General features: G+C 70.3%; 21 protein-coding genes. 11 read left to right on the top strand and 10 right to left on the bottom strand.

Annotated features, from left to right (window positions below; translation table 11 throughout):
* The first annotated feature begins 5 nt into the window (after window positions 1-5).
* A complete protein-coding gene (gene trpB / locus AUC44_RS07995; protein ID WP_062158160.1) occupies window positions 6-1,274 on the top strand; it encodes a tryptophan synthase subunit beta in 1,269 nt (422 codons plus the stop codon).
* Window positions 1,271-2,083 (top strand): tryptophan synthase subunit alpha, encoded by an 813-nt coding sequence (gene trpA, locus AUC44_RS07990; protein WP_062158159.1) that lies wholly within the window; start codon window positions 1,271-1,273, stop codon window positions 2,081-2,083. Before trpB ends, trpA begins: the two co-directional genes overlap by 4 nt.
* A gap of 59 nt (window positions 2,084-2,142) precedes the next feature.
* On the opposite strand, the gene AUC44_RS07985 is transcribed toward trpA, so the two are convergent.
* A complete protein-coding gene (locus tag AUC44_RS07985; RefSeq protein WP_231724387.1) occupies window positions 2,143-3,375 on the bottom strand; it encodes a sugar efflux transporter in 1,233 nt (410 codons plus the stop codon).
* 65 nt (window positions 3,376-3,440) lie between these two features.
* On the opposite strand from AUC44_RS07985, the gene pepF reads away from it, so the two are divergent.
* On the top strand, window positions 3,441-5,252 hold the full coding sequence (gene pepF / locus AUC44_RS07980) for an oligoendopeptidase F (RefSeq protein WP_062158158.1): 1,812 nt from the start codon (window positions 3,441-3,443) through the stop codon (window positions 5,250-5,252).
* 166 nt (window positions 5,253-5,418) lie between these two features.
* On the opposite strand, the gene AUC44_RS07975 is transcribed toward pepF, so the two are convergent.
* The 3 genes from AUC44_RS07975 to AUC44_RS07965 all read right to left on the bottom strand — a co-directional run bounded on the left by AUC44_RS07975 (window position 5,419) and on the right by AUC44_RS07965 (window position 7,536).
* Window positions 5,419-5,880, bottom strand: coding sequence for a type III secretion system chaperone family protein (locus AUC44_RS07975; RefSeq protein ID WP_062158157.1), 462 nt, complete (start codon window positions 5,878-5,880; stop codon window positions 5,419-5,421).
* 94 nt (window positions 5,881-5,974) lie between these two features.
* On the bottom strand, window positions 5,975-6,490 hold the full coding sequence (locus AUC44_RS07970) for a septal ring lytic transglycosylase RlpA family protein (protein WP_062158156.1): 516 nt from the start codon (window positions 6,488-6,490) through the stop codon (window positions 5,975-5,977).
* A complete protein-coding gene (locus AUC44_RS07965; protein WP_062158155.1) occupies window positions 6,487-7,536 on the bottom strand; it encodes a M24 family metallopeptidase in 1,050 nt (349 codons plus the stop codon). The genes AUC44_RS07970 and AUC44_RS07965 overlap by 4 nt, the downstream gene beginning before the upstream one ends.
* Before the next feature lie 197 nt (window positions 7,537-7,733).
* Between AUC44_RS07965 and sucC the strand changes: the two genes are divergently transcribed.
* From sucC to AUC44_RS07935, 6 genes are all read left to right on the top strand, one after another.
* Window positions 7,734-8,879, top strand: coding sequence for an ADP-forming succinate--CoA ligase subunit beta (gene sucC, locus AUC44_RS07960; RefSeq protein WP_062159747.1), 1,146 nt, complete (start codon window positions 7,734-7,736; stop codon window positions 8,877-8,879).
* Window positions 8,879-9,784 (top strand): succinate--CoA ligase subunit alpha, encoded by a 906-nt coding sequence (gene sucD, locus AUC44_RS07955; RefSeq protein WP_062158154.1) that lies wholly within the window; start codon window positions 8,879-8,881, stop codon window positions 9,782-9,784. Before sucC ends, sucD begins: the two co-directional genes overlap by 1 nt.
* Window positions 9,785-9,953: 169 nt before the next feature.
* Window positions 9,954-10,526 carry a hypothetical protein gene (locus AUC44_RS07950; protein WP_062158153.1) on the top strand — a complete coding sequence of 191 codons (573 nt, stop codon included), beginning with the start codon at window positions 9,954-9,956 and terminating at the stop codon, window positions 10,524-10,526.
* 83 nt (window positions 10,527-10,609) lie between these two features.
* Window positions 10,610-11,023 (top strand): Rrf2 family transcriptional regulator, encoded by a 414-nt coding sequence (locus AUC44_RS07945; RefSeq protein ID WP_062158152.1) that lies wholly within the window; start codon window positions 10,610-10,612, stop codon window positions 11,021-11,023.
* Window positions 11,024-11,091: 68 nt separating this feature from the next.
* Complete coding sequence (locus AUC44_RS07940; protein WP_062158151.1) at window positions 11,092-11,958, top strand: SDR family oxidoreductase; 867 nt, start codon at window positions 11,092-11,094, stop codon at window positions 11,956-11,958.
* A 44-nt stretch (window positions 11,959-12,002) separates the two neighbouring features.
* Window positions 12,003-12,575, top strand: coding sequence for a histidine phosphatase family protein (locus tag AUC44_RS07935; RefSeq protein WP_062158150.1), 573 nt, complete (start codon window positions 12,003-12,005; stop codon window positions 12,573-12,575).
* 112 nt (window positions 12,576-12,687) lie between these two features.
* Here the strand turns inward: AUC44_RS07935 and AUC44_RS07930 are convergent, their stop codons facing one another.
* Genes AUC44_RS07930 through AUC44_RS07920 form a run of 3 tightly spaced genes read right to left on the bottom strand, consistent with a single transcriptional unit; the run spans window position 12,688 to window position 15,793 of the window.
* Window positions 12,688-13,893, bottom strand: coding sequence for a Gfo/Idh/MocA family protein (locus AUC44_RS07930; protein ID WP_062158149.1), 1,206 nt, complete (start codon window positions 13,891-13,893; stop codon window positions 12,688-12,690).
* The gene (locus tag AUC44_RS07925; protein ID WP_062159746.1) at window positions 13,890-14,930 is read right to left on the bottom strand and encodes a dipeptide epimerase; all 1,041 of its coding nucleotides are present in this window, start codon (window positions 14,928-14,930) and stop codon (window positions 13,890-13,892) included. Before AUC44_RS07925 ends, AUC44_RS07930 begins: the two co-directional genes overlap by 4 nt.
* Window positions 14,927-15,793 carry a C40 family peptidase gene (locus tag AUC44_RS07920; protein WP_335338699.1) on the bottom strand — a complete coding sequence of 289 codons (867 nt, stop codon included), beginning with the start codon at window positions 15,791-15,793 and terminating at the stop codon, window positions 14,927-14,929. The genes AUC44_RS07925 and AUC44_RS07920 overlap by 4 nt, the downstream gene beginning before the upstream one ends.
* Window positions 15,794-16,016: 223 nt before the next feature.
* On the opposite strand from AUC44_RS07920, the gene AUC44_RS07915 reads away from it, so the two are divergent.
* Window positions 16,017-17,213: a sugar ABC transporter substrate-binding protein gene (locus AUC44_RS07915; protein ID WP_062158148.1), complete on the top strand. Its 1,197-nt coding sequence runs from the start codon at window positions 16,017-16,019 to the stop codon at window positions 17,211-17,213.
* 67 nt (window positions 17,214-17,280) lie between these two features.
* Here AUC44_RS07915 and AUC44_RS07910 read toward each other — a convergent pair whose 3' ends face one another.
* Together AUC44_RS07910 and AUC44_RS07905 are read right to left on the bottom strand one after the other, a co-directional pair.
* Entirely contained in the window at window positions 17,281-18,264 is a 984-nt protein-coding gene (locus tag AUC44_RS07910) for a dipeptidase (RefSeq protein WP_062158147.1), read from the bottom strand.
* Window positions 18,258-18,947 (bottom strand): HAD family hydrolase, encoded by a 690-nt coding sequence (locus AUC44_RS07905; protein WP_062158146.1) that lies wholly within the window; start codon window positions 18,945-18,947, stop codon window positions 18,258-18,260. Before AUC44_RS07905 ends, AUC44_RS07910 begins: the two co-directional genes overlap by 7 nt.
* A gap of 206 nt (window positions 18,948-19,153) precedes the next feature.
* On the opposite strand from AUC44_RS07905, the gene AUC44_RS07900 reads away from it, so the two are divergent.
* Window positions 19,154-20,299, top strand: coding sequence for an alanine--glyoxylate aminotransferase family protein (locus tag AUC44_RS07900; protein WP_062158145.1), 1,146 nt, complete (start codon window positions 19,154-19,156; stop codon window positions 20,297-20,299).
* Between the two features lie 100 nt (window positions 20,300-20,399).
* On the opposite strand, the gene AUC44_RS07895 is transcribed toward AUC44_RS07900, so the two are convergent.
* Window positions 20,400-21,104 carry a metallophosphoesterase family protein gene (locus AUC44_RS07895; RefSeq protein WP_062158144.1) on the bottom strand — a complete coding sequence of 235 codons (705 nt, stop codon included), beginning with the start codon at window positions 21,102-21,104 and terminating at the stop codon, window positions 20,400-20,402.
* Window positions 21,105-21,116: the final 12 nt, after the last annotated feature.

The raw sequence follows: 21,116 nt of genomic DNA, 5'->3' as shown, positions 1-21,116 counted from the left end.
TCAGCATGTCCCTCCAACTCCCCACCTACCCCCAGCCGGACGAACGGGGCCGCTTCGGCCGCTTCGGCGGACGGTACGTGCCTGAAACGCTCATCCCCGCCCTGGACGAACTCCAGGCCGCCTACACCGAGGCCCGGAACGACCCCGCCTTCCTGAACGAACTGGACCGTCTCCTGAAGGACTTCGTGGGTCGCCCCAGCGGGCTGTACCTCGCCCAGCGCCTCACCGAGCACGCCGGCGGCGCGAAGATCTACCTCAAGCGCGAGGACCAGAACTACACCGGCGCGCACAAGATCAACAACTGCCTCGCGCAGGCGCTGCTCGCCAAGCGCATGGGCAAGCAGCGCGTCATCGCCGAGACCGGCGCCGGGCAGCACGGCGTGGCCAGCGCCACCGCCGCCGCCCTGCTGGGCCTCGAGTGCATCGTGTACATGGGCGCCGAGGACATCCGCCGTCAGGCGCTGAACGTGTTCCGCATGAAACTCCTGGGCGCCGAGGTCCGCGAGGTGACGTCCGGCACGAGCACCCTCAAGGACGCCACGAACGAGGCCATCCGCGACTGGGTCACGAACGTCCGCGACACCTTCTACATCCTCGGCAGCGTCGTCGGGCCGCACCCGTACCCCGCGATGGTCCGCGACTTCCAGTCCATCATCGGCGAGGAGGTCAAGGTGCAGCACCAGGCGCTCGAGGGCCGCGCGGTGCCCGACGCCATCGTCGCGTGCGTGGGCGGCGGCAGCAACGCCATCGGCATCTTCGCGCCCTTCGCGTACCTGCCCGAACACGAGCGGCCCCTCTTGATCGGCACCGAGGCCGCCGGTGAGGGCGTCGAGTCCGGCAAGCACGCCGCGAGCGTCGCCGGGGGCCGCGTCGGCGTGCTGCACGGCGCGATGATGTACCTCCTGAACGACGACGAGGGCCAGATCGTCCCCCCGCACTCCATCAGCGCGGGCCTCGACTACCCCGGCATCGGCCCCGAGCACTGCCTGTACTCGGAGACCGGCGTGGCGCAGTACGTGCCCGTCACCGACGCGCAGGCGCTCGACGCCCTGCAACTCCTGACCCGCCTGGAGGGCATCATCCCCGCGCTGGAGACCGCGCACGCCATCCACGCCGCCGTGAACCTCGCCCGCACCATGCGCCCCGACCAGACGGTCGTCGTGAACCTCTCCGGCCGCGGCGACAAGGACGTGGCCGAGGTGATGCGCCTCCTCGACCTGGGCCGCGAGCAGGACGCCGCGCCCGCGCCCCGCACCCCGGAGGTGCACGCATGACCGCCACCCTGACCCCCACCACCCCGGGCGCCGCCCGACTGCACGCCGCCTTCGCCCGCGCCAAGCAGGAGGGCCGCGCTGCGTTCATCCCGTTCATGACCGCCGGTTACCCTACCGCGCAGGCGTTCCCCGCCGTCGCGGACGCCCTGCTCGGGCAGGCGGACATCCTCGAGGTCGGCATTCCCTACAGCGACCCGCTGGGCGACGGGCCCACCATCCAGCGCGCCAGCGAGCAGGCCCTCGCGGGCGGCACGAGCACCCGCCACACCCTCGCGCTGGTCAGGGAACTCCGCTCGCGGCACGACACGCCCATCGTGATCATGACGTACGTGAACCCCATCTACGCCGTCGGCCCGCGTGAATTCATGCGGCTGGCGCAGGAGGCCGGGGTGGACGGCCTGATCCTTCCGGACCTGCCGCCTGACCAGGACCTGGAGATCGCGGATCTGGCCGCCGAGCACGGCATGGCCGTCACGTTCCTGATCGCGCCCACCAGCACACCGGCGCGCGTGAAACTCGTCGCGGAGGCCTGCACCGGCTTCCTGTACGCTGTCAGTGTGACCGGCGTGACCGGCACCCGCGAGGGCAGCGCCCTGAACGAGGTGCCCGCCATGCTGGCCCTGGCCCGCCAGTACGCCCGCGTGCCCGTCGCCGTGGGCTTCGGCGTGAAGGACGCCGAGACCGCCGCGCAGGTCGCGCAGGTCGCCGACGGCGTCGTGGTGGGCAGTGCGTTCATCAACGCCGTGAAGGCCGGGCAGGACGTCGGCGCGCTCGCCGCGAGCATCCGCGAGGGCTGCACGCAGAACTGAATCTTCAAGCGGCAGGCGGCCCTCCCCGGTGAGTGGGGAGGGCCGCCTGCCGCTTGCGTTCACAGGTGCTGCGCAGGCTCCTGGGCGGGGCGGCGGCGGTGCGTCCAGGTCATCACCAGGAAGCCCAGCAGGGTCAGCGCGGCGCACACCAGGAACACGCTGCGGTACCCGAGCGTCTGCGCGACGGCGCCCGAGGTGATCCCGCTGAGCATCCCCCCGATGCTGCCGGTGTTCGCGAACATCGTGGTGGCGGCGCTGAAGCGCCCGGGCATCAGCGTTTGGAAGTACGTCATGCCCAGCCCCGCCAGGATCGCCAGCACGACCGCGCGGATGACCTGCGCGGCGATCAGCAGCGGCATGCTGTCCGCGAGGTACACCAGCGCGAAGTGCGCCACGAACAGCGCCATGCCCGCCGCGACCAGGGTGGGTACGCCCGGCAGGCGCCGCCACGTGACCAGCGCGATCATCACCGGGATTTCCAGCAGGGCGCACAGGCCCACCAGGAAGCCGACCTCGCCGCTCGTGCCGCGCAGCGTCTCGGTGATGAACAGCGGGAACATCGCCATGCCCATCTGCATGCTCATGCCGTACAGCACGAACGCCAGGGCGCCCAGCGCGATGGCCCGGCGCGCGGCGGGGCGGGGCGTGTCGGGCAGGTCCGGCGTGATGCCCGGCGTGGGCTGCGGGCGGCGCCCCGGCACGCGCAGCAGCGGCAGGGCCGCGAGCGCGAAGCACGCCCCGGCGCTGAGGAACACCGCCGTGTAGTTCCCGGCGCCCAGGATCACGGCGCCCAGGCCCGGGCCGACCACCCACGACAGGCTGAACACGGCGCGCAGCAGGGTCATGGCGCGGTCGGCCAGATCGCCCGGCACGTCCTGCAGGCTGGCCCGCGCGAAGGAGAACATCTGCGGGAACGCGGCGGCGCCCAGGGACAGCAGGGCCGCGCCGATCACGAGCAGGCCCGCGAAGTGCGGCGTGACGCCGATCAGGGCGTACGCGGCGGTGCCGGCGGCCATGGTGGCCAGCACGATGGGTTTGCGGTTGGGCAGCCGGTCGGACCAGCGGGCCAGCAGCGTGGCGACCGCGACGGCGCTGATGGCGTTCACGGTCAGGAAGATCCCCAGTTGCAGCGGGCTCATGCCGGCCTTCTTCACGGCGTACAGCGCCATGTACGGCACGGCCAGCGACAGGCCGAAGCCCAGTGAAAAGCAGCTCAGGGCCAGTGGCAGGGCGTACGGGAGGCGCAGCATGGCGCCCAGGCCGCTGCCCTGCGCGGTGGTGGTGGTGGTCACAGGGTCCGTCCAAACATGGGGGTCACTGTAAACCCGCGTCCGCGCGCAGAGTGTTAGCCTCCGGCATGCCAACTGAAACGATCAAGGCGCTGCCGCCCCGCAGCGACGTGCCGCGTGACCAGACCTGGGACATCGAGGCCCTCTACGACACGCCCGACGCCTGGTCGGCCGAGGGGGACGCCCTGGCCCGCGACCTCGGGTCGCTGTCTGCCCACGCGGGACAGCTCGGCACGCCCGGGGGCCTGCTGGGGTACCTGCGCGCCGCGAACGATCTCGAACTGCGCCTGGGCCGCTTCATGTCCTACGCCGGCATGACCGCCAGCGTGGACGGCCGCGACGCCGTGGCCGCCGCCCGCCGCGACCGCGCCTCCACCCTGGGCGCCCAGTTCGGCAGCACCACTGCGTTCTTCCGCCCGGAACTGCTCGCGCTGGACGACGCTCTGGTGCGCGGCTGGCTGGACACGCCCGATTTCGCCGAGCACCGCGTGCGCCTGGAACGCATCCTGCGCGGCAAGCCCCACGTCCGCAGCGCCGAGGTCGAGGCACTCCTCGGTGCGGTGCAGGCGCCCTTCGCCTCCGAGCGCGGCATTCACCCCGCGCTGGCGAACATGGACCTGCGCTTCGGCACGGCGGGCGGCGAGACCGTCATGCAGGGCAACGTGGACCGCCTGACCGCCCACCCGGACCGCGAGGTGCGCCGTGAGGCCTGGGAGGGCTACGCGGACGCGCACCTCGCCGCGCGGCACTCGCAGGCGGCGATGTACGCCACGAACGTCCGCCAGAACGTGTTCCTGGCCCGCGCCCGAAATTACCCCGACACCATCAGCGCCTCCCTGTCCCCGGACAACATCCCCACCGCCGTCGTGACCACCCTGCTCGACACGTACCGCGCGAACACGCCGGTCTGGCACCGCTACTGGCGCGTGCGCCGCGAGTGGCTGGGCCTGCCCGAACTGCGCGAGTACGACGTGAAGGCCGCGCTGGTCCCTCCCCGCGCCGTGTCCTACGAGCAGGCGGTGCAGTGGCTCGCGGAGGGCATGGCCCCCCTGGGCGCCGACTACGTGCGCGACATGGTGCCCGGCCTGACCACCGAACGGTGGGTGGACTACGCCGAGAACGACGGCAAACGCCAGGGCGCGTACAGCAACGGCGGCGGCCGCGTGAAGCCGTACATCTTCATGACCTGGAACGGCACCATGAACTCGTACTCCACCCTGGCGCACGAGATCGGGCACTCCATGCACTCCCTGCTCTCGCAGCGCGAACACGGGTACGGCGTGCCCCGTTACACCCTCTTCCACGCCGAGGTCGCCAGCAACTTCAACCAGGCGATGGTCCGCCAGCACCTCCTGGCGCAGGCCCGCGCCGCCGGGGACACCGAGTTCGAGGTGCAGATCATCGAGGAGGCGCTGTCGAACTTCCACCGGTACTTCTTCATCATGCCGACCCTGGCGGCCTTCGAGCTGGAGGCCTACCGCCGGATCGAGGCGGGGGGGACCCTCAGCGCCCCGGACCTGATCGCCCTGACCGCCGACCTGCTCGCGGAGGGCTACGGGGACGGCGTGACGATGGACCGCGAGCGCAGCGGCATCCTGTGGGCGCAGTTCAGCACGCACCTGTACGCGAACTTCTACGCGTACCAGTACTCGACCGGGATCAGCGCCGCGCACCAGATCCTCGAGCAGTTCAGCGCCGACCCGGAGGCTGCGCGCGAGTCCTACCTGCGCTTCCTGCGCTCGGGCGGGAGTCTCGACCCCATCGACGCGCTGCGCGAGGCGGGCGTGGACATGCTGAGCCCCGCGCCGGTCGAGGCGACCTTCCGGACCCTGGAAGGCTACGTGGCCCGCCTGGAGGAACTGCTGGCCGCGCGCCGTTGACATCGGGGACGGAGGGGGACCGGGGCCGCCTTCGTCCGGTCCCCTCCATCATGACTATCTGCAAGAGGGCAAAGATTTCACGTGTAAGCAAAATCGTGAAACTATTCACTTAATAGTGGTGGAGCGAGGCGGGATCCTGTCCCGCCCGCTCCTCAGACCCGGGGGCTTACGCCTGGGGCTGCTGGACCTGCATCTGGGGCACGAAGCCCTCGAGCGAGGCGTAGTCGTCCTGGAAGTGCATCAGCACGCCGCCGAACAGCGTGTCGAAGGTCTCCTGGGGCATCTCGGCCAGGGTGGGGTAGAAGCCCACGTACTCCAGCCACACGTTGCCGTCGGCGTCGATGCTGCGGGCGAAGGCACGCTCGCGGTTGCGGTCGTTGAGCATGTTCACGACCTCGTCGCGGCGGTCACCGTACTGCTTCTGGGTCACGCAGGTGATCTCCAGGCGGCTGGTGTTGTTCGGGCCGTCGTTCACGCTGACCAGCACGGCCGCGTCGCCCATCTCGAAACGCCAGCCCATGCGGATGAAGCGCTGGCCGTTGTTCTCTTCCATATCCAGCTGGACTTCCTTTTCCTTCAGGTACTTGGCCAGGGTGTCCAGGGTCAGCAGTGCCGTTTCCATCGTCATTGAAACCATCCTCCTCGGTGGGTGAAGCACATCAACTTGTCGTGTGTGGTTGAAACCCGAACGATTCTACACCGCCCGCCCGCCTCTGCGGGCTTCAGGGGCGGCTCAGGACACTCAGCGTGACCGGCGCGATCCCCTCGGAGATGATCCCCAGGGCCCGCGCCGCCTCGGTGGACAGGTCGATGACGCGGGCCTGCGCGCCGAACGGCCCGCGGTCGTTGATCACCACGTCCACGCTGCGGCCCGTGCGGACATGCGTGACCCGCACCCACGTCCCGAACGGCAGGCTCAGGTGCGCGGCCGTCATGCTCGTCTGCGGATGGTTCCGCCCGCCGTAGTACACCGCCTGCCCCTGCTGGAAGACCTGCGGGGCGGCGGCCGGCGCCAGGGACGCCGCGCGGATGGTCGCGCCGCCCGGGGTCGGCACCTGAAGGACCTCGCCCACGCGGATCGTCTGGTCGCGGCGCCCGTTCAGTTGCAGCAGGGCGCCCACGCTGACGCCGTGGGTCCGCGCGATCTCCCAGAGGGTATCCCCGGCCCTGACGCGGTACGTGCCGGCCTGCGCCGCGCCCAGCAGCAGCGCCGCCAGCAGCGCGGCGCGCAGCCTCACAGCCGCTCCTTCGGCGACTGGCTGAGCACCTCGTAGCCGCTGTCCGTCACGAGCACCAGATCCTCGATGCGCACGCCGCCCACGCCGGGCAGGTACGCGCCGGGCTCGATGGTGATGACCATGCCGGGCTGCAGCACGTCGTCACTCGTGCCGCGCAGGCTGGGCGCCTCGTGCACCTCCAGGCCCACGCCGTGCCCCAGCGAGTGCGCGAACGCCTCGCCCAGGCCGTGCCCGGTCAGGATGTCGCGCGCCAGCCGGTCCAGATCGGCGGTGCGCACGCCGGGCTTCACGGCGCGCACGGCGGCCTCCTCGGCTTCCAGCACGGCGCGGTACACGCGGGCCATCTCGGCGCCGGGCGTGCCCACCGCGACCGTGCGGGTCATGTCGCTGTTGTACCCGCGCAGCTGCGCGCCCATGTCCACCGTCACGAGGTCGCCGTCCTGAATGACGCGGTCACTGGCCGTGCCGTGCGGCATCGCCCCGCGCGGGCCGCTGGCGACGATCAGGTCGAAGGCACTCTGCGCGCCCGCGCGGCGCAGCCGCAGCTCGATCTCGCTGGCGATGTCCAGCTCGCGCGCGCCCGCCACGATCAGGGGCCGCACCTCCGCGAACACCTGATCGGCCAGCGCCTGGGCGTCACGGATGGCCTGCACCTCCGCGCCGGTCTTCACCGCCCGCAGGCTCTGCACTAGTCCCTGCACCGCCACCAGCGTCGCCTGCGGCCAGTGCTCGCGCAGGTCTTCGAGTGCGGCGACCGTCAGGTGATCGGCCTCGAAGCCCACCCGCAGCCCCGTCAGACCCGGCGCGGCGTGCTCCAGCGTGGCGGGGGGCCGCGCGATGAACGTGTCGAGCGGGGACTCCTCGGCGGCCTGCACCGTGTAGCGCGCGTCGGTGTACAGCGTGGCGGCGCCCTGCGTGACGAGCACCTTGCCGTCCTTGCCGCTGCTGAACCCGCTCACGGCGCGGACGTTGGCGGGATCGCTGATCCACGCGGCGTCCAGTCCCGCGCGGCTCAGCGCGCGGCGCAACTCCTGAAGTTGAGTCATGACAGGCAAAGTAACACGGCGCCCGCCGCCCGGTCCTGACTGAGCGGCTGTGGACGCGCGCCCGGTCACGGTTGGACCGGGCCTGTTCCCCCACCGGAGACAGCCGCGCGGGGTTTTTCAAAAGTGCGCTTATACTCGTTGATCGGGACAAATGAAAGCGGCCAATGCCGGTCACTCACCCCAAGGAGGGAACAGTCGTGAAACTTCACGAATACCAGGGTAAGGAAATTCTGCGCCAGTTCGGCGTGAACGTTCAGGACGGCAAAGTTGCCCGCACCCCCGACGAGGTGCGTCAGATCGCCCGCGAGTACGGCCAGCCGGTCGTCGTGAAGGCGCAGGTGCACGTCGGCGGGCGCGGCAAGGCAGGCGGCGTGAAGTTCAGCCCCACCGAGGACAAGGCCTTCGAGAACGGCGAGAAGATCCTGGGCATGGACATCAAGGGCCTCACCGTGAACAAGGTCCTGGTCACCAAGGCCGTGGACATCGACGCCGGGACCGAGTACTACGTCGGCATGATCGTCGACCGCAACGTGCAGAGCTACACCCTGATGGCCAGCGCCGAGGGCGGCATGGAGATCGAGGAAGTGGCCGCCGCCACCCCCGAGAAGATCATCAAGCACCGCGTGGACCCCGTCACGGGCCTGCGCCCCTACGAGGCGCGCGAAGTGGCCATCAAGGCCGGCTTCAAGGGCAACCTGAACAAGATCGCGGACATGATGGTCAAGATGAGCGAGGCCGCGCTGAAGCGTGACGCCGTGCTCGTCGAGATCAACCCCCTGTTCGTGGATGAGAGCGGCACCCCGCTGGCGCTGGATACCAAGTTCGAGATCGACGACAACGCCATGTACCGCCACAAGGACCTGGCCGACTGGCGCGAACTGGAAGCCGAGCACCCCCTCGAGATCGAGGCCAGCAAGTACGGCTTCGCGTACGTGAAGCTCGACGGCAACGTGGGCGTGCTGGGCAACGGCGCGGGCATCGTGATGACCAGCCTCGACGTCGTGAACCGCGCCGGCGCCAAGCCCGCGAACTTCCTCGACATCGGCGGCGGCGCCAAGGCCGAGGTCGTGTACAACGCCGTGAAGCTCGTCAGCAAGGACAGTGACGTCAAGGCGATCTTCATCAACATCTTCGGTGGCATCACCCGCGCCGACGAGGTCGCCAAGGGCGTCATCCAGGCGCTGAACGAGGGCATCCTCACCAAGCCCGTGCGCATGCGCATCGCCGGCACCGCCGAGGACGAGGCCAAGGCCCTCCTGGCGGACGTGAACAGCCCACTGATCCAGATGTACCCCACCATGTTTGAGGCTGCCGACGAGGCCGCCAAGGAGGCGAACAAGTAATGGGTATCCTCGTCAACAAGGACAGCAAGGTCATCGTGCAGGGCATGACCGGCCGTGAAGGCGCGAGCCACAGCCGCGCCATGAAGGACTTCGGTACGCAGGTCGTCGCGGGCGTCACCCCCGGCAAGGGCGGTACCGACTTCGAAGGCTGGCCCGTGTTCAACAGTGTCGCGGAAGCCAAGGCCGCGACCGGTGCGAACGTCAGCATCATCTTCGTGCCCCCCGCGGGCGCCGCGGACGCCGTGCTGGAAGCCGCGCACGCCGGCATGCCCCTGATCGTCCTGATCACCGAGGGTGTGCCCACCGTGGACATGATGCGTGCCGTGCAGGAAGTCAAGACCCTGGACGCGCAGAGCCGCGCCCAGGGTGGCGAGGGCATCCGCCTGATCGGCGGCAACTGCCCCGGTCTGGTCACGAACGGGGAAGCCAAGGTCGGCATCATGCCGAACAAGATCTACGCCAACCCCGGCCGCATCGGCCTGATCAGCCGCTCCGGCACCCTCACCTACGAGGCCGCCAAGCTGCTGAACGACGCGGGCATGGGCACGAGCACCACCGTCGGCATCGGCGGTGACCCCGTGATCGGCACGACCTTCGCGGACGTGCTGCCCCTGTTCGAGGCCGACCCCGACACCGACGCGGTCGTCGTGATCGGCGAGATCGGTGGCGCCGACGAGGAAGCCGCCGCCGAGTACATCGCGCAGAACATGAAGAAGCCCGTCGTGGCCTTTATCAGCGGCCGCTCGGCGCCCAAGGGCAAGCGCATGGGTCACGCCGGCGCGATCATCATGGGGGACGTCGGTACCCCCGAGAGCAAGCTCGCGGCCTTCAAGGCGGCGAACGTGCCCGTGGCCGATACCATGCCCGAGATCATCGACCTCGTGAAGCAGGCGCTGAACAAGTAAGCGCCCCTGCTGTCCCGGGAGGGCTGCCCGCGTGGGCAGCCCTCCTGTTCATTGGCCTGTTCAGTTGCCCGACTGCCTTCAGCTCCTCTGGGTGTGGCATGAGACCCGGGTGAATGTTGATCGTCACCTGCGGTCACATGGGCGTCAGCCACGCGCGTAGACTGGGTGTATGAAGACCTTCACACTCGCCACTTCCCTTGTTCTGCTGGCCGCCGGTGCCGCTGACGCCCTGACGGTGCGCGGCTCGGTCGCCGGGGGGAATCTGCCACCCGACCTGCGCGTGGCCGGTGTGGTCGTGACGCCCTTCGGACAGGTGGTGCAGGAGGTCAGCAGCGTGCCGGTCGAGAAGGGCCAGTTCAGCCTGGAACTCCCCGTGACCGCCCCGACCGCGCGGGCGCAGGTCACGCTGACGCCGCAGAACGTGAACTGGCCCGGCGTGATCGACCCCGTGCAGGTGAGCGGCCCGGCGCAGGTGGCGGAACTGAAACTCTTCACGTACCGCGACCAGAACAACAATGGCCGCCGGGACGAGAACGAGACGCTGCGTGAGGCTATGGCCGACGTGCGCGGCGCGAACCTGTTCGTGGTCTGGGTGAACACCGACGTGAACGTGACCGCCAGTAAAGGTTTTGAGGCGGGCCTGAAGCGCGGCTGGAACGCTTTCCTGGTGGACGTGGGCCGCGCGGTGAACGTGCAGCCTTTCACGGACACCACGGTGGTCACGGTCCGCCTGGGCCGCTGACGTCCAGGGGGCGGGGGAGACTCCGCCCTTGACTTCTGTGCCACCTGTAAGTAAATTGATGACATGTTGGTGGAGGTGAATGCGTGAACAGTCAGTATGCCGTGGCGGTGCATGTGCTCAGCATCATCAGCCAGTTCCCCGAGCACGCCAGTTCGGCCGATATCGCCGCCAGCGTCGGGACCAATCCGGTCGTGATCCGGACCGTGACGGGCCTGCTGCGCCGCGCGGACCTGCTGACCACCCAGCAGGGTGTCAGCGGCGCGCGCCTGACCCGCGACCCGCGCGACATCACCCTGCTGGACGTGTACCGCGCCGTGAACGGCGAGGCCAGCGTGTTTCGCCTGCACGAGCATCCGCACCCGGCCTGCCCGGTCGGCGCGAACATCCAGGCCACCCTGGAGGCCCGCTTCGGGTGCGCGCAGGCCGCGATGGAAGCCGAACTGGCCCGCACAACCCTCGCGGACGTGCTGGGGGACCTGGCCGCCCGCGCGGGCTGACGTTCCTCTGTCCAACATGTAAGTAAAACCCTTACGAGTTCTCGCCTCTCACCCCACAGGAGCCCACCATGACCCCCACACCCATCATCGCCGTCACCGGAGCCACCGGCCACCTCGGCCACCTCACCCTCCAGGCCCTCCTCAAGCGGGGTGTGCCCGCCGGGAACCTCATCGCCCTCGTCCGCGACCCCGCCAAGGCCGCCGACCTCGCCGCGCAGGGCATCCAGGTGCGCCGGGCCGACTACAGGCAGCCCGACACCCTCAGCGCCGCCCTGAACGGTGTGAACCGCCTGCTGCTCGTCTCCAGCAACGACTTCGACGACCGCGTGGGCCAGCACCGCAACGTCATCGAGGCCGCCCGCGACGCCGGGGTGGACCTGATCGCGTACACCAGCCTCCTGAACGCCGACCGCAGCGCCATGATCCTCGCGGGCGACCATCAGGCCACCGAGGCCATCCTGCGCGAGTCCGGGGTGCCCTTCACGCTGCTGCGCAACGGCTGGTACACCGAGAACTACGACCTCAAGGGCGCCGTGGGCAGTGGCGCGATCCTGGGGGCCGCCGGGAGCCACGCGCTGAACCCCGCACCCCGCCAGGACTACGCGGAAGCCGCCGCCGCCGTCCTGAGCAGCGACGGGCACGCGGGCCAGACCTACGAACTCGCCGGGGACGAGGCCGTCACCCTGGCCGACCTCGCCGCCGAGGTGGCCCGCCAGAGCGGCCAGCCCGTCGCGTACCACGACCTGAGTGCCGAGGAATACGCCCGGACCCTCGCCGGATTCGGCGTGCCCGAGGGCTTCGCGCACGTCCTGGCTGACAGCGACACCGGCATCACGCGCGCCGAACTTGCCAGCGAGAGCCGCGACCTGAGTCGCCTGATCGGCCGCCCCACCACGCCGGTCGCGCAGGCCGTGCGGGACGCCCTGACCGCCTGATCCCCTGCAGTCCGCAGTCGCGTGCGCCCGCTACAGTTGGGCGCATGCGACTCTGGATCATCCGGCACGGCGAGACGAAGGGCAATCAGGCAGGCATCCTGCGCGGCGCGAGCAGCGCGAACGACGAGATCACCGATACCGGTCACGCACAGGCGCGGGCCATGGCTGACCAGGTGGGCGGGGGAGAGCCGCGCCCGCGGGCGGTGTACGCCAGCCGGTACCGCCGCGCGCAGCAGACGGCGCGGCCCCTGGCGGAGCGGCTGGGTGTGCCGGTCACGGTCCTTCCGGGTATTCATGAGGTGGACTGTGGTGAGTGGGCCGGTGAACCGTATTCAGCGCTGCGGCAACACCCGGACCGTCTGGAACTGGGTGGCGGCGAGCTGGGGTTCCGGGGCGGTGAGACCTTCCGGGAGATCGCCGCGCGTTTTGCGGCGGACGTGAACGGCCTGCCCGATGAGGACGCGGCGCTGGTCTCACACGGTGGGATCATCCGCATCGCCCTGGCAGAGCTGCTGAGCCTGGATGCCCGCGAGGTGTGGCAGGGTGGGGACTTCATGCTGAAGAACACGGAATGGGTCGTGCTGGAGAGGAACGAGCAGTCATGGCATCTGCTGTGACGGCTTCTTAGTGGAAATAGAAACAAGTTTTTCACGAATAAGATTAATCGTGAATAGTTTCACTAGTGGTTTTATTGCTTAAGGTAGCCGTGTTTTTATCTCTCCAGGCCATTCACAGGAACTCCACCGTGCCGCGCAAACGTGCCCGTTCCGCCGCGAAGGCCATCCGGTGTGAGTCCAGGGACTCGGAGAGGGAAGTGGGCGGGGGCGTCTCGCCGCGCAGACTGGCGAGCCAGGCCTGGACGAGGCCGTCGTCCCCGCCGCCGTGGGTACCTGTCGCATCCACCGTCCAGCGGTGGCTGTCGCCCGTGCGGAAGTCGTGGAGTTCGAGTTCGTGGCGGTCCATGTGGCCGCGCAGTTCGCCGTGCGTGCCGAGGAGTTTCAGGGTGCGGGTGTTGTTGTGCGTGAACGCGCTGACGGTGAGCTGCGCGGTGAGGCCGCTGCGGAACCGGACGGTGACGGCCTGATGGTCCACGACATTGTTTTGTCCGAGGTACACGCACTCGCCGTACGGGCCGTGTTCCAGCGCGTCGCTCAGGCTGATGCCCCCGGCGGTGAGTACCGTGACCGGCCACACCTGCGGGTCGCGGGTGAGGTAGATGCGCCGCGCGTCGGACGGGCAGTCCCGGACGGGGCAGGTGACGCAGCGGGTGCTCGCGCCGGGCGGGGCGTGCTCGGGGCGGAAGTGGTGCAGGCCGCCCTCGCTGCTGACCCGTTCTGGGGAGCTGCCGGCGAACGCGCGCAGCAGGTCGAGGTCGTGGCAGCTCTTGGCGAGCAGGAACGGCGCGGCGGGTGGGGCCGCGCGCCAGTTGCCGCGCACGTAGGAGTGCGCGTAGTGCCAGTGGGCGACGTTCTCGGCGTGCTGGATGCCGATTAGGGTACCTAGCGCGCCGCTGTCCAGCACGCGCCGCACCTCGCGGAAGAAGGGCGCGGCGCGCAGGACGTGGCAGACCGTGACCCGCCCGGTGCTGGCCGCCTCGGCTTCCTGAAGGAGATCGAGTTCGGCCTCGGTGAGGCAGATGGGTTTTTCCAGCAGCACGTCGTAGTCCAGGGCGAGGGCCTGGAGGCAGGGCCGGACGTGCTGATCGTCCGGGGTGGCGATCACGACCGCGTCGGCGACGCGGCCCAGCCCGAAGAAGGCGTCCGGGTCGCTGAACTGCCGTTCTGGGGGAATGGCGTGCCGCGTGGCGACCTCGCTCAGCCGGGCGGGGCGGGCGTCCACGACGTGCGTGACTGCGGCGCCGTGCCGGGCGAGCAGGCGCGCGTAGACGTCCCCGCCGCGGTTGCCGGCGCCGACGATCGCCACGCGGATGGTCATGGCGCGCGCCGCTCCACGCCCCAGCCGGTGCCCGTGGGGCGCGCGAGGTGCCCGGCCGTCCAGTCCAGACCGCTGAACGGGTCGTCCGCGAGGAGCAGGGCGCCGTCCAGATCGGCCCAGTCGCACGCACCCGCGAGGTGCGCGGCGGCGGCGATACCGAGGCTGCTCTCGATCATGCAGCCCATCATGACGGACATCCCGTGCGCGCGCGCCAGGCGCAGGGCCCGCAGCGCCTGGAGGGGCCCGCCCAGCTTGGCGAGCTTGAGGTTGACGCCATCGAACGCGCGTGCCAGCGCCAGCACGTCCGAGACGTGGTGCAGGCTCTCGTCCGCGACGATGGGCACCCCGGCCACGGCGCGCAGCGCGCCGTGCCCTTCCAGGTCCCCGGCGGCGAGGGGCTGCTCGACGAACTCCACCCCGGCGGCCTCCAGCACGCCGAGCATCCGGCGGGCCTGGGTGCGGGTCCAGGCGGCGTTGGCGTCCACGCGCAGCCGGACGTGCGGGGCTTCCTCGCGCAGCGCGGCGATGATCGCCTCGTCGCGGTCGGTGCCCAGCTTGACCTTCAGGACGCCGTGCCCGCGGGCGGCGGCGTCGCGGGCCTGCCGGCGCATATCGTCCAGGTCGGCGATGCTGACGGTGTAGCTGCTCTCGGGGAGCGGCGCGGGGCTCAGGCCGAGCAGCTGCCACACGGGCACCCCGGCGCGCGCGGCGCACCACTCGACGGCCGCCATCTCCAGGGCGCACTTCACGCTGGGATGGTCGTACGGCATGCGGGCCGAGAGGCGGGCGTGCAGCCCATCCCAGTCCCAGGGGTCCTCCACCGCCTCGGCCAGGAGGGGCAGGACGGCCTCGACGGTGCCGCGCGTCTCGCCGTAGAAGGCGTTCGGGGCGGCCTCACCCCGCCCAGTGTGGCCCTCATGGGTCAGGGTGACGATGGTGCGGGGGTAGACGCTGTGCGTCCAGCGGGCAATGCCGAAGGGTTGCGCGGTGTGCAGGTCCAGCGTCTCCCAGGTGACCGTGGGGGAGAGGGCGGTCACTGCGTCCACCGCCCGAAGCCGCTCAGTTCTGCCTGGAGGCGCGCGCCGTACTCGCCCTCGCCGAGTGTCTCGACCGTGACGCGCATGTGCGTGGCGTTCGCGTGCAGCAGGCGCCGCCCGCCAAGCATCAGGCCCACGTGACCGGGGAAGAAGGCGAGGTCGCCGGGCTGCGCCTCGTTCACCGGTGTCAGGAACGCCTGCTGCTGATCGGCGTCGCGCGGGAGGTCACGCCCGAACGCGCCGTACACGAGCTGGGTCAATCCGGAGCAGTCCAGCCCCCAGGCGCTGCGCCCACCCCAGACGTAGGGGGTGTCGAGGAACCCCAGGGCGAACGTCAGGAGGTCGGTGTCCAGCGGCGCGAGGGTCACCTCCTGCACCCAGGCGTCCTGCCCGCCGGGCAGCATGACGGGGACCCAGCGGCGGTGATGCTCGGTGACGACCTCGCCCGCTCCCCGGGCCAGCCGCGCGCCGTGGGCGAGTTCGGCGCGGATGGGCTGGCTGATCTTCGGCCCGGCGTACGCGTGGGCGCGGCGGGCGGTGACGGTCAGGTCCGGCTGCCAGGGGCGCGCCTGCACCCCGTCCGCGCGGGCCCAGCCGAGGTAGCGGTCCCCGGCTGTGCGGACGTGGGCCCAGCCGTCGGCGTTCTCCCACAGCAGCTCCAGGGGCTCGCCGGGCAGGGCCTCGGTCACCTGGGGGGCGTCCGGCTCGGGGCGGGCGCGCAGGCTCAGGCGGGCGGGGCCGGCGTGGGCGGGGGTGGGGGCCACGAAGCGCCAGCCGGGGACCGAGAGGTGGTCACGCAGGGCGTCCTCGGCGATCTTCATCTGTGGGTCGCGCGCGTGGGTGCGGGGATCAGGTAGGGTCACGGGCCCTAGCCTACGCCAGGTGTTCCCCCGGTGGGGGTACAGGTGGTTCCATCCGCCGGGGGGCGTGTGGTGCGGTTTTTTTCACGACTGCGGCGGCGTGGGCGGCGGAATAATGCGGGCCAGTTCCACCTTTCTGAACAAGGCGGCTCCTCACCAATTTTGGAACCGTTTCCAGGTCGGTGCGGGTCGCTCCGGGCGCAACCGTGCCGCCCATGGAGACCACATGAAACGAAGCCTTACCCTTCTGGCCCTTGCGCTGGCTGGCAGCGCCCAGGCCGCCACCCTGACCGTCTGGACCCACTTCAACGACGCGGCCGAGGTCGCCTGGCTCAACACCCAGGTCAAGATCTACACCCGGATCAGCGGCAACACCGTCAAGCTCGTGAACGTCCCGCTGGACAAGATCGTCGACCAGTTCCTCAAGACCGCCAAGCAGAGCGCGGGCCCGGACGTGATCGTGACCCTCCCGCAGGACCGCATCGGCCAGCTCGCCAAGGCCGGGGTCATCGAGCCCATGGACGCCTACGTCACCCGCACCCGGCGCGGCGAGGTCGACCAGACCACCGTGCGCGCCCTGACCGTCGGCGGCAAACTCTACGGCCTGCCCATGTTCGCCGAGAGTGTCGCCCTGGTCTACAACAAGAAACTGGTGCCCGCCGCCCCCATCACCTGGACGGACTTCCTGAAAGCAGCGAAGAAGAACACCAACGCCAGCGCCGGCCGCTACGGCTTCCTGACCGACCTGAGCAACGCCTACATGAACTACGGCTTCTTCAGCGCCTACGGCTCGTACGTCTTCGGGGACGCCAGCGGCACGCTGGACATCCACGACATCGGCCTGAACAACAGCGGGGCCAGCAAGGCCCTGGCCCTGATGAACGACCTGCGCTTCAAGGACCGGCTCGTGCCCGCCGGCATGACCGGCGACAAGGTGAAAGCCGCCTTCCTGAGCGGCAAGGCCGCCATGATCGTCACCGGCCCCTGGGACATGGGGGACATCAAGAAGGCCGGCATCAACTACGGCATCGCCGCGTTCCCCACGCCCCCCGGCGCGACCGGCAAGTGGAGCCCCTTCGTGGGGGTGCAGGGCGTCGTCCTGAACGCCTACGGCACCCAGAAACCCGCCGCCGCCGCGTTCGCCGAGGGCCTGGTCACCAGCGTCGCGCAGCTGTCGTTCAACCAGGCGGGCGGACGCATTCCCGTGAACCTGGGCGTGCGCGTGCGCCTGTCGAGCAACCCCATCGTGGCGGGCTTCGGCCGCGTGATCAGCACCGGCACGCCCATGCCCAACATCCCCGAGATGGGGCAGGTGTGGGGTCCCTGGAGCAGCGCCGTGGACACCAGCGTGCAGAAACCCGACCAGAACTACGCGGGCCTGCTGAACACGGCCGTGAAGACCATGCAGAAGACCATCAAGTAAATCCGCATCAGGGAGGGGGCGCCGGGGCAGTCAGTGTCCGGCGCCCCCTGCCCGATGCGGCGCCCGGTCACAGCCGGTGCGTGAGCCAGCGCGCCCAGTTGCCCCACGCCACACCCTCCCGCGCCTCTGCGGGCACCTGCTGCAGGAAGGCGGGCACGTCGGCGTAGCGGTCCACGCCCGCCGGGGCCTTCTCGGCGCCGAAGCCGCCATCGAGGTCCGTGCCCAGCGCGACGTGCTCCCAGCCCACCAGCGCCGCGTAGTGCCGGGCGTGGTCGGCCAGCTCGGTCAGCGGCACCGCAGCCTCGCTCCCTTCCGGCAGAGGGCGGATGAAGCGGTTGAGGAACACCAGTCCGATCATCCCGCCCGCCTGCGCCACCGCGCGGGCCATGTCGTCGGTCAGGTGCCGGTTGCCGGGCACGAGGCTGCGGCTGTTGGCGTGAGTGGCGATCACCTGCGGCCCGAACTCCAGTGCCTCCCAGAACGAGGCGTCGTCCAGGTGGGAGGCGTCGAGCGTGACGCCCAGATCGCGCATGGCCTGCACGAGGTCCCGTCCCTGCGGGGTCAGCGGCCCGGGCGCGTCGGTCCCGCCCGCGAAACGGGTGCGGCCCCAGGCGGGCCCGATCACGCGCACGCCCCGCTCGACCCAGAAGGGCAGGTCGTCCGCGTCGCGGATGGGATCGGCGCCCTCCATGAGCAGCGCCACGCCCAGCCGGGTGTCCTGGCCGCTCAGGTGCTCGGTGACGGCCTCGCGGGAGGTGAGCAGGCGGATCTGCCCGGCGTCCTGCCAGCGGAGGTACGTGTCGAGCTGCGCCAGGGCCTGCGCGCGCGCGCCCGCATGGTCGCCGTAGCCGCCCGGACTGCCTGCGCCGTGCGGCAGGGCGAACAGCGTTCCGAAACACACCCGCACGCCGGCCCCACGCAATTCCGGCAGCGACACCGTGGCCGTCTCGTCCGGCACGGGGTCCGCGGCGCGCAGCGCCTCCAGCCCGAGCGTGAGGTCGCGGCCGTTCAGCGCGTTGAAGGCCAGGTCGAGGTGCCCGTCGATCAGCACGCGACCTCCAGTTCGCTCACCACGTCCAGCACCCGCGCGAGGTCGTGGATGGCGTCGGGCCGCTCGCCCCGCAGGTCGATCAGTAGGCCGTGCATGCCCAGGTCGCGGGCCGCCTGGACGTTCTCGGGCTTGTCGTCCACGAACAGCACCTCGGCAGGTTCCACCTCCAGCGCCTGCGCCGCGTGCAGGTAGGCGCCGGCGTCGGGCTTGTGCACGCCCACCACGCAGGTCGCGACCGCGACGTCCACGAGGTCGTCCAGGCCCACGGCGCGCAGCGTCCGGTCGATGCTGGGCAGGGTGTTGCTCAGGACGCCCACCTTCAGGCCGCGGGCGCGCAGGGTCTCGAGCACGTGGCGGGCGTTCGTTACGGGTTTCATGTACGCCTCGTACGGCCAGCGCGCCATGAGCTGCGCGGTCTGCTCGTCCGTCAGGCCGAGGATGCCCGCGAGTTCCTGGCCGTACGCCTGCCAGAAGGCGTCCTCCTGCGCCTGGGTGCGCAGATCCCACCAGTCCAGCGCGCGCCGGTTCCACTGGTCGCGCAGCGCCGCCCCGAAGGTGCGGGCGTCCAGGCCGAAGGTCGCGTGGCCCCACAGGGCGGCCTCGCGGTACACCCCGGGGTCGGTGAAGGCGATGGTGTCGTCACGGTCAAACAGCACGGCGCGCAGGGGAGGGTGGCTGGGCATGCCGGACACTCTACGACCCGGCGGCGAACTCCGATTGTGGAAAGTGGGCGTGCGGGCGCCGGGCCATATCCACATGCGGACCTCATGGCGCAATATAGACCCGTGGGATCAGAATTTTGAGCAATGAAATGCAATCTAAACAGGATCATTCCCGCTTTGCCGCAACGATATTGCCATAGTCTCCGATTTCCGCTAGGCTGACGCTCATGCTGGACGCGACCCCCGAGCACATCCTGCTGACCCCCGGCCCCACACCGATCCACCCCCGGGCCATGCAGGCCCTCACGCGGCCGATGCTCGGACACATGGACCCCGAGGTGTTTGCCCTCAACAGCGAGATCCAGGCCGATCTGCGCGCCATGTACGGCGCCACGGACAGCACCTTCACCGCGCTCCTCGCAGGCACCGGCAGCCTGGGCATGGAAGCCGGGTTCGCCAACCTCGTGGAACCCGGCGACGAGGTGCTCGTGTGCGCCAACGGATCCTTCGGGCACCGCATGGCCGAGATGGCCGCCCGCTACGGCGCCCGCGTCCGCCTCGTGACCGCGCCGCTGGGCGAGGCGATCAACCCGGACGAGGTCGCCGCGCGCCTCGACGGCGTCCAGATGGTCGCGGTCGTGCACGGCGAGACGAGCACCGGCGTCCTGAACCCCGTCCCCGAGATCGCCCGGCTCGTCCAGCAGAGCGGCGCGCTGCTGACCGTCGACGCTGTCACGACCGCCGGGATGGAACCCTTCCACATGGCGCAGTGGGGCGTGGACTACGCCTACACCGGCGCGCAGAAATGCCTCAGCGCCCCCCCCGGCCTGGCGCCCGTCGCCATCAGTGACCGCGCCTTCGCGCGCTTCCAGGCCCGGCGCACCCCCACGCCCCTGTGGTACTGCGACTTCCAGGGCCTGCGCGACTACTGGCAGGATCACTCCTACCACCACACCGTCCCGGTCAACCTGCATTACGCGCTGCACGCCGCGCTGCGCGCCGCACTAGACGAAGGCCTGGAGCAGCGGCAGCGGCGCGTGCAGCAGGTCGGCGCGGCCATCCAGGCTGCCCTGGCGCCGCTGGGCTTCACCCCCTACGTGCGCCGCCCCGAAGACCGCCTGCCCACCGTCCTCGCCCTGCGCCTGCCGGACGGACTCGACGACGCCGGCGTGCGTAAGGCCCTCCGCGCGCGGCACATCAGTGTCACCGGCGGGCTGGGCGCCACCGCAGGCCAGATCTGGCGCCTGGGCCTGATGGGCGAAACCGCGCGCCCCGCCCCCTATCTGACCCTCATGCGTGCCCTGGAGGAGCTGCTGGGCGAGCGCGGCCTCGCGGACCGTTTCCTGACGGCCCTGGACCCTGTGCCGGCCTGAGCTGGCCCACACGAGCGGGTCCACACAGAGGAGAGACACAGACACAGAGGAGAGGGCCACCCAGCGTACCTGGGTGGCCCTCTCCCCGACGCCCGACCGGTCAGCCCATGCGGCCCGTGCGGATCACGTCCGCGATCACCGGCGGCAGATTCCAGGCCATGATGTCGAACGCGCTCGACGCGAAATCGTACGTCACCTTGTGCAGCGACACCTTCGGCTTGCGGCCCACGCAGTCCACGATCACCACGTCCGCCCCCGGCTCGTGATTCAGGGTCAGCCCCACGCTGCCCGGATCCACGAACGTCGTCTCACCGACCACGCGCATAAACGGCACGTGCGTGCCCCCTACGACGATCACCCGCGACCCCAGCGAGTCCGCCAGCGCCTCCAGTTCCCGCTCGGGCGCCATCAGGTCCAGCCGCTGCTCCGGGTCGTGCGGACTGCCGTGGAAGTACCGCACGCGCCCCACCGGCGTCATGATCCGCCCGCCCGGCGGCAGGCGCCGCAGGAAATCCACCTGCTCCGGCGTGAGCATCTTCTTCGTCCAGGTGAGCACCTGATCCGCCACGCCCTTGCGGTCGGCGCGGTCACCCATGTCCATCGCCACGCGCATGTCGCTGGACCCCAGTCCCACCGTCCAGCCCTCGCGCTTCACGAAGTCGATCACCGGGCCCGGGCTCGCGCCGTACCCCACCAGGTCACCCACCACGATCACCTGATTCACGATGTGCTCTGACAGGAACCGCTTCACCGCTGTCAACGCGTGAATGTTCCCGTGAATGTCACTGATAAACGCCAGTCTCAAGGTCCCTTCATC

Origin of the sequence: Deinococcus actinosclerus (assembly GCF_001507665.1) — a bacterium.
GTDB lineage: Bacteria > Deinococcota > Deinococci > Deinococcales > Deinococcaceae > Deinococcus > Deinococcus actinosclerus.
This window is presented reverse-complemented; position numbering and strand designations above follow the sequence as displayed.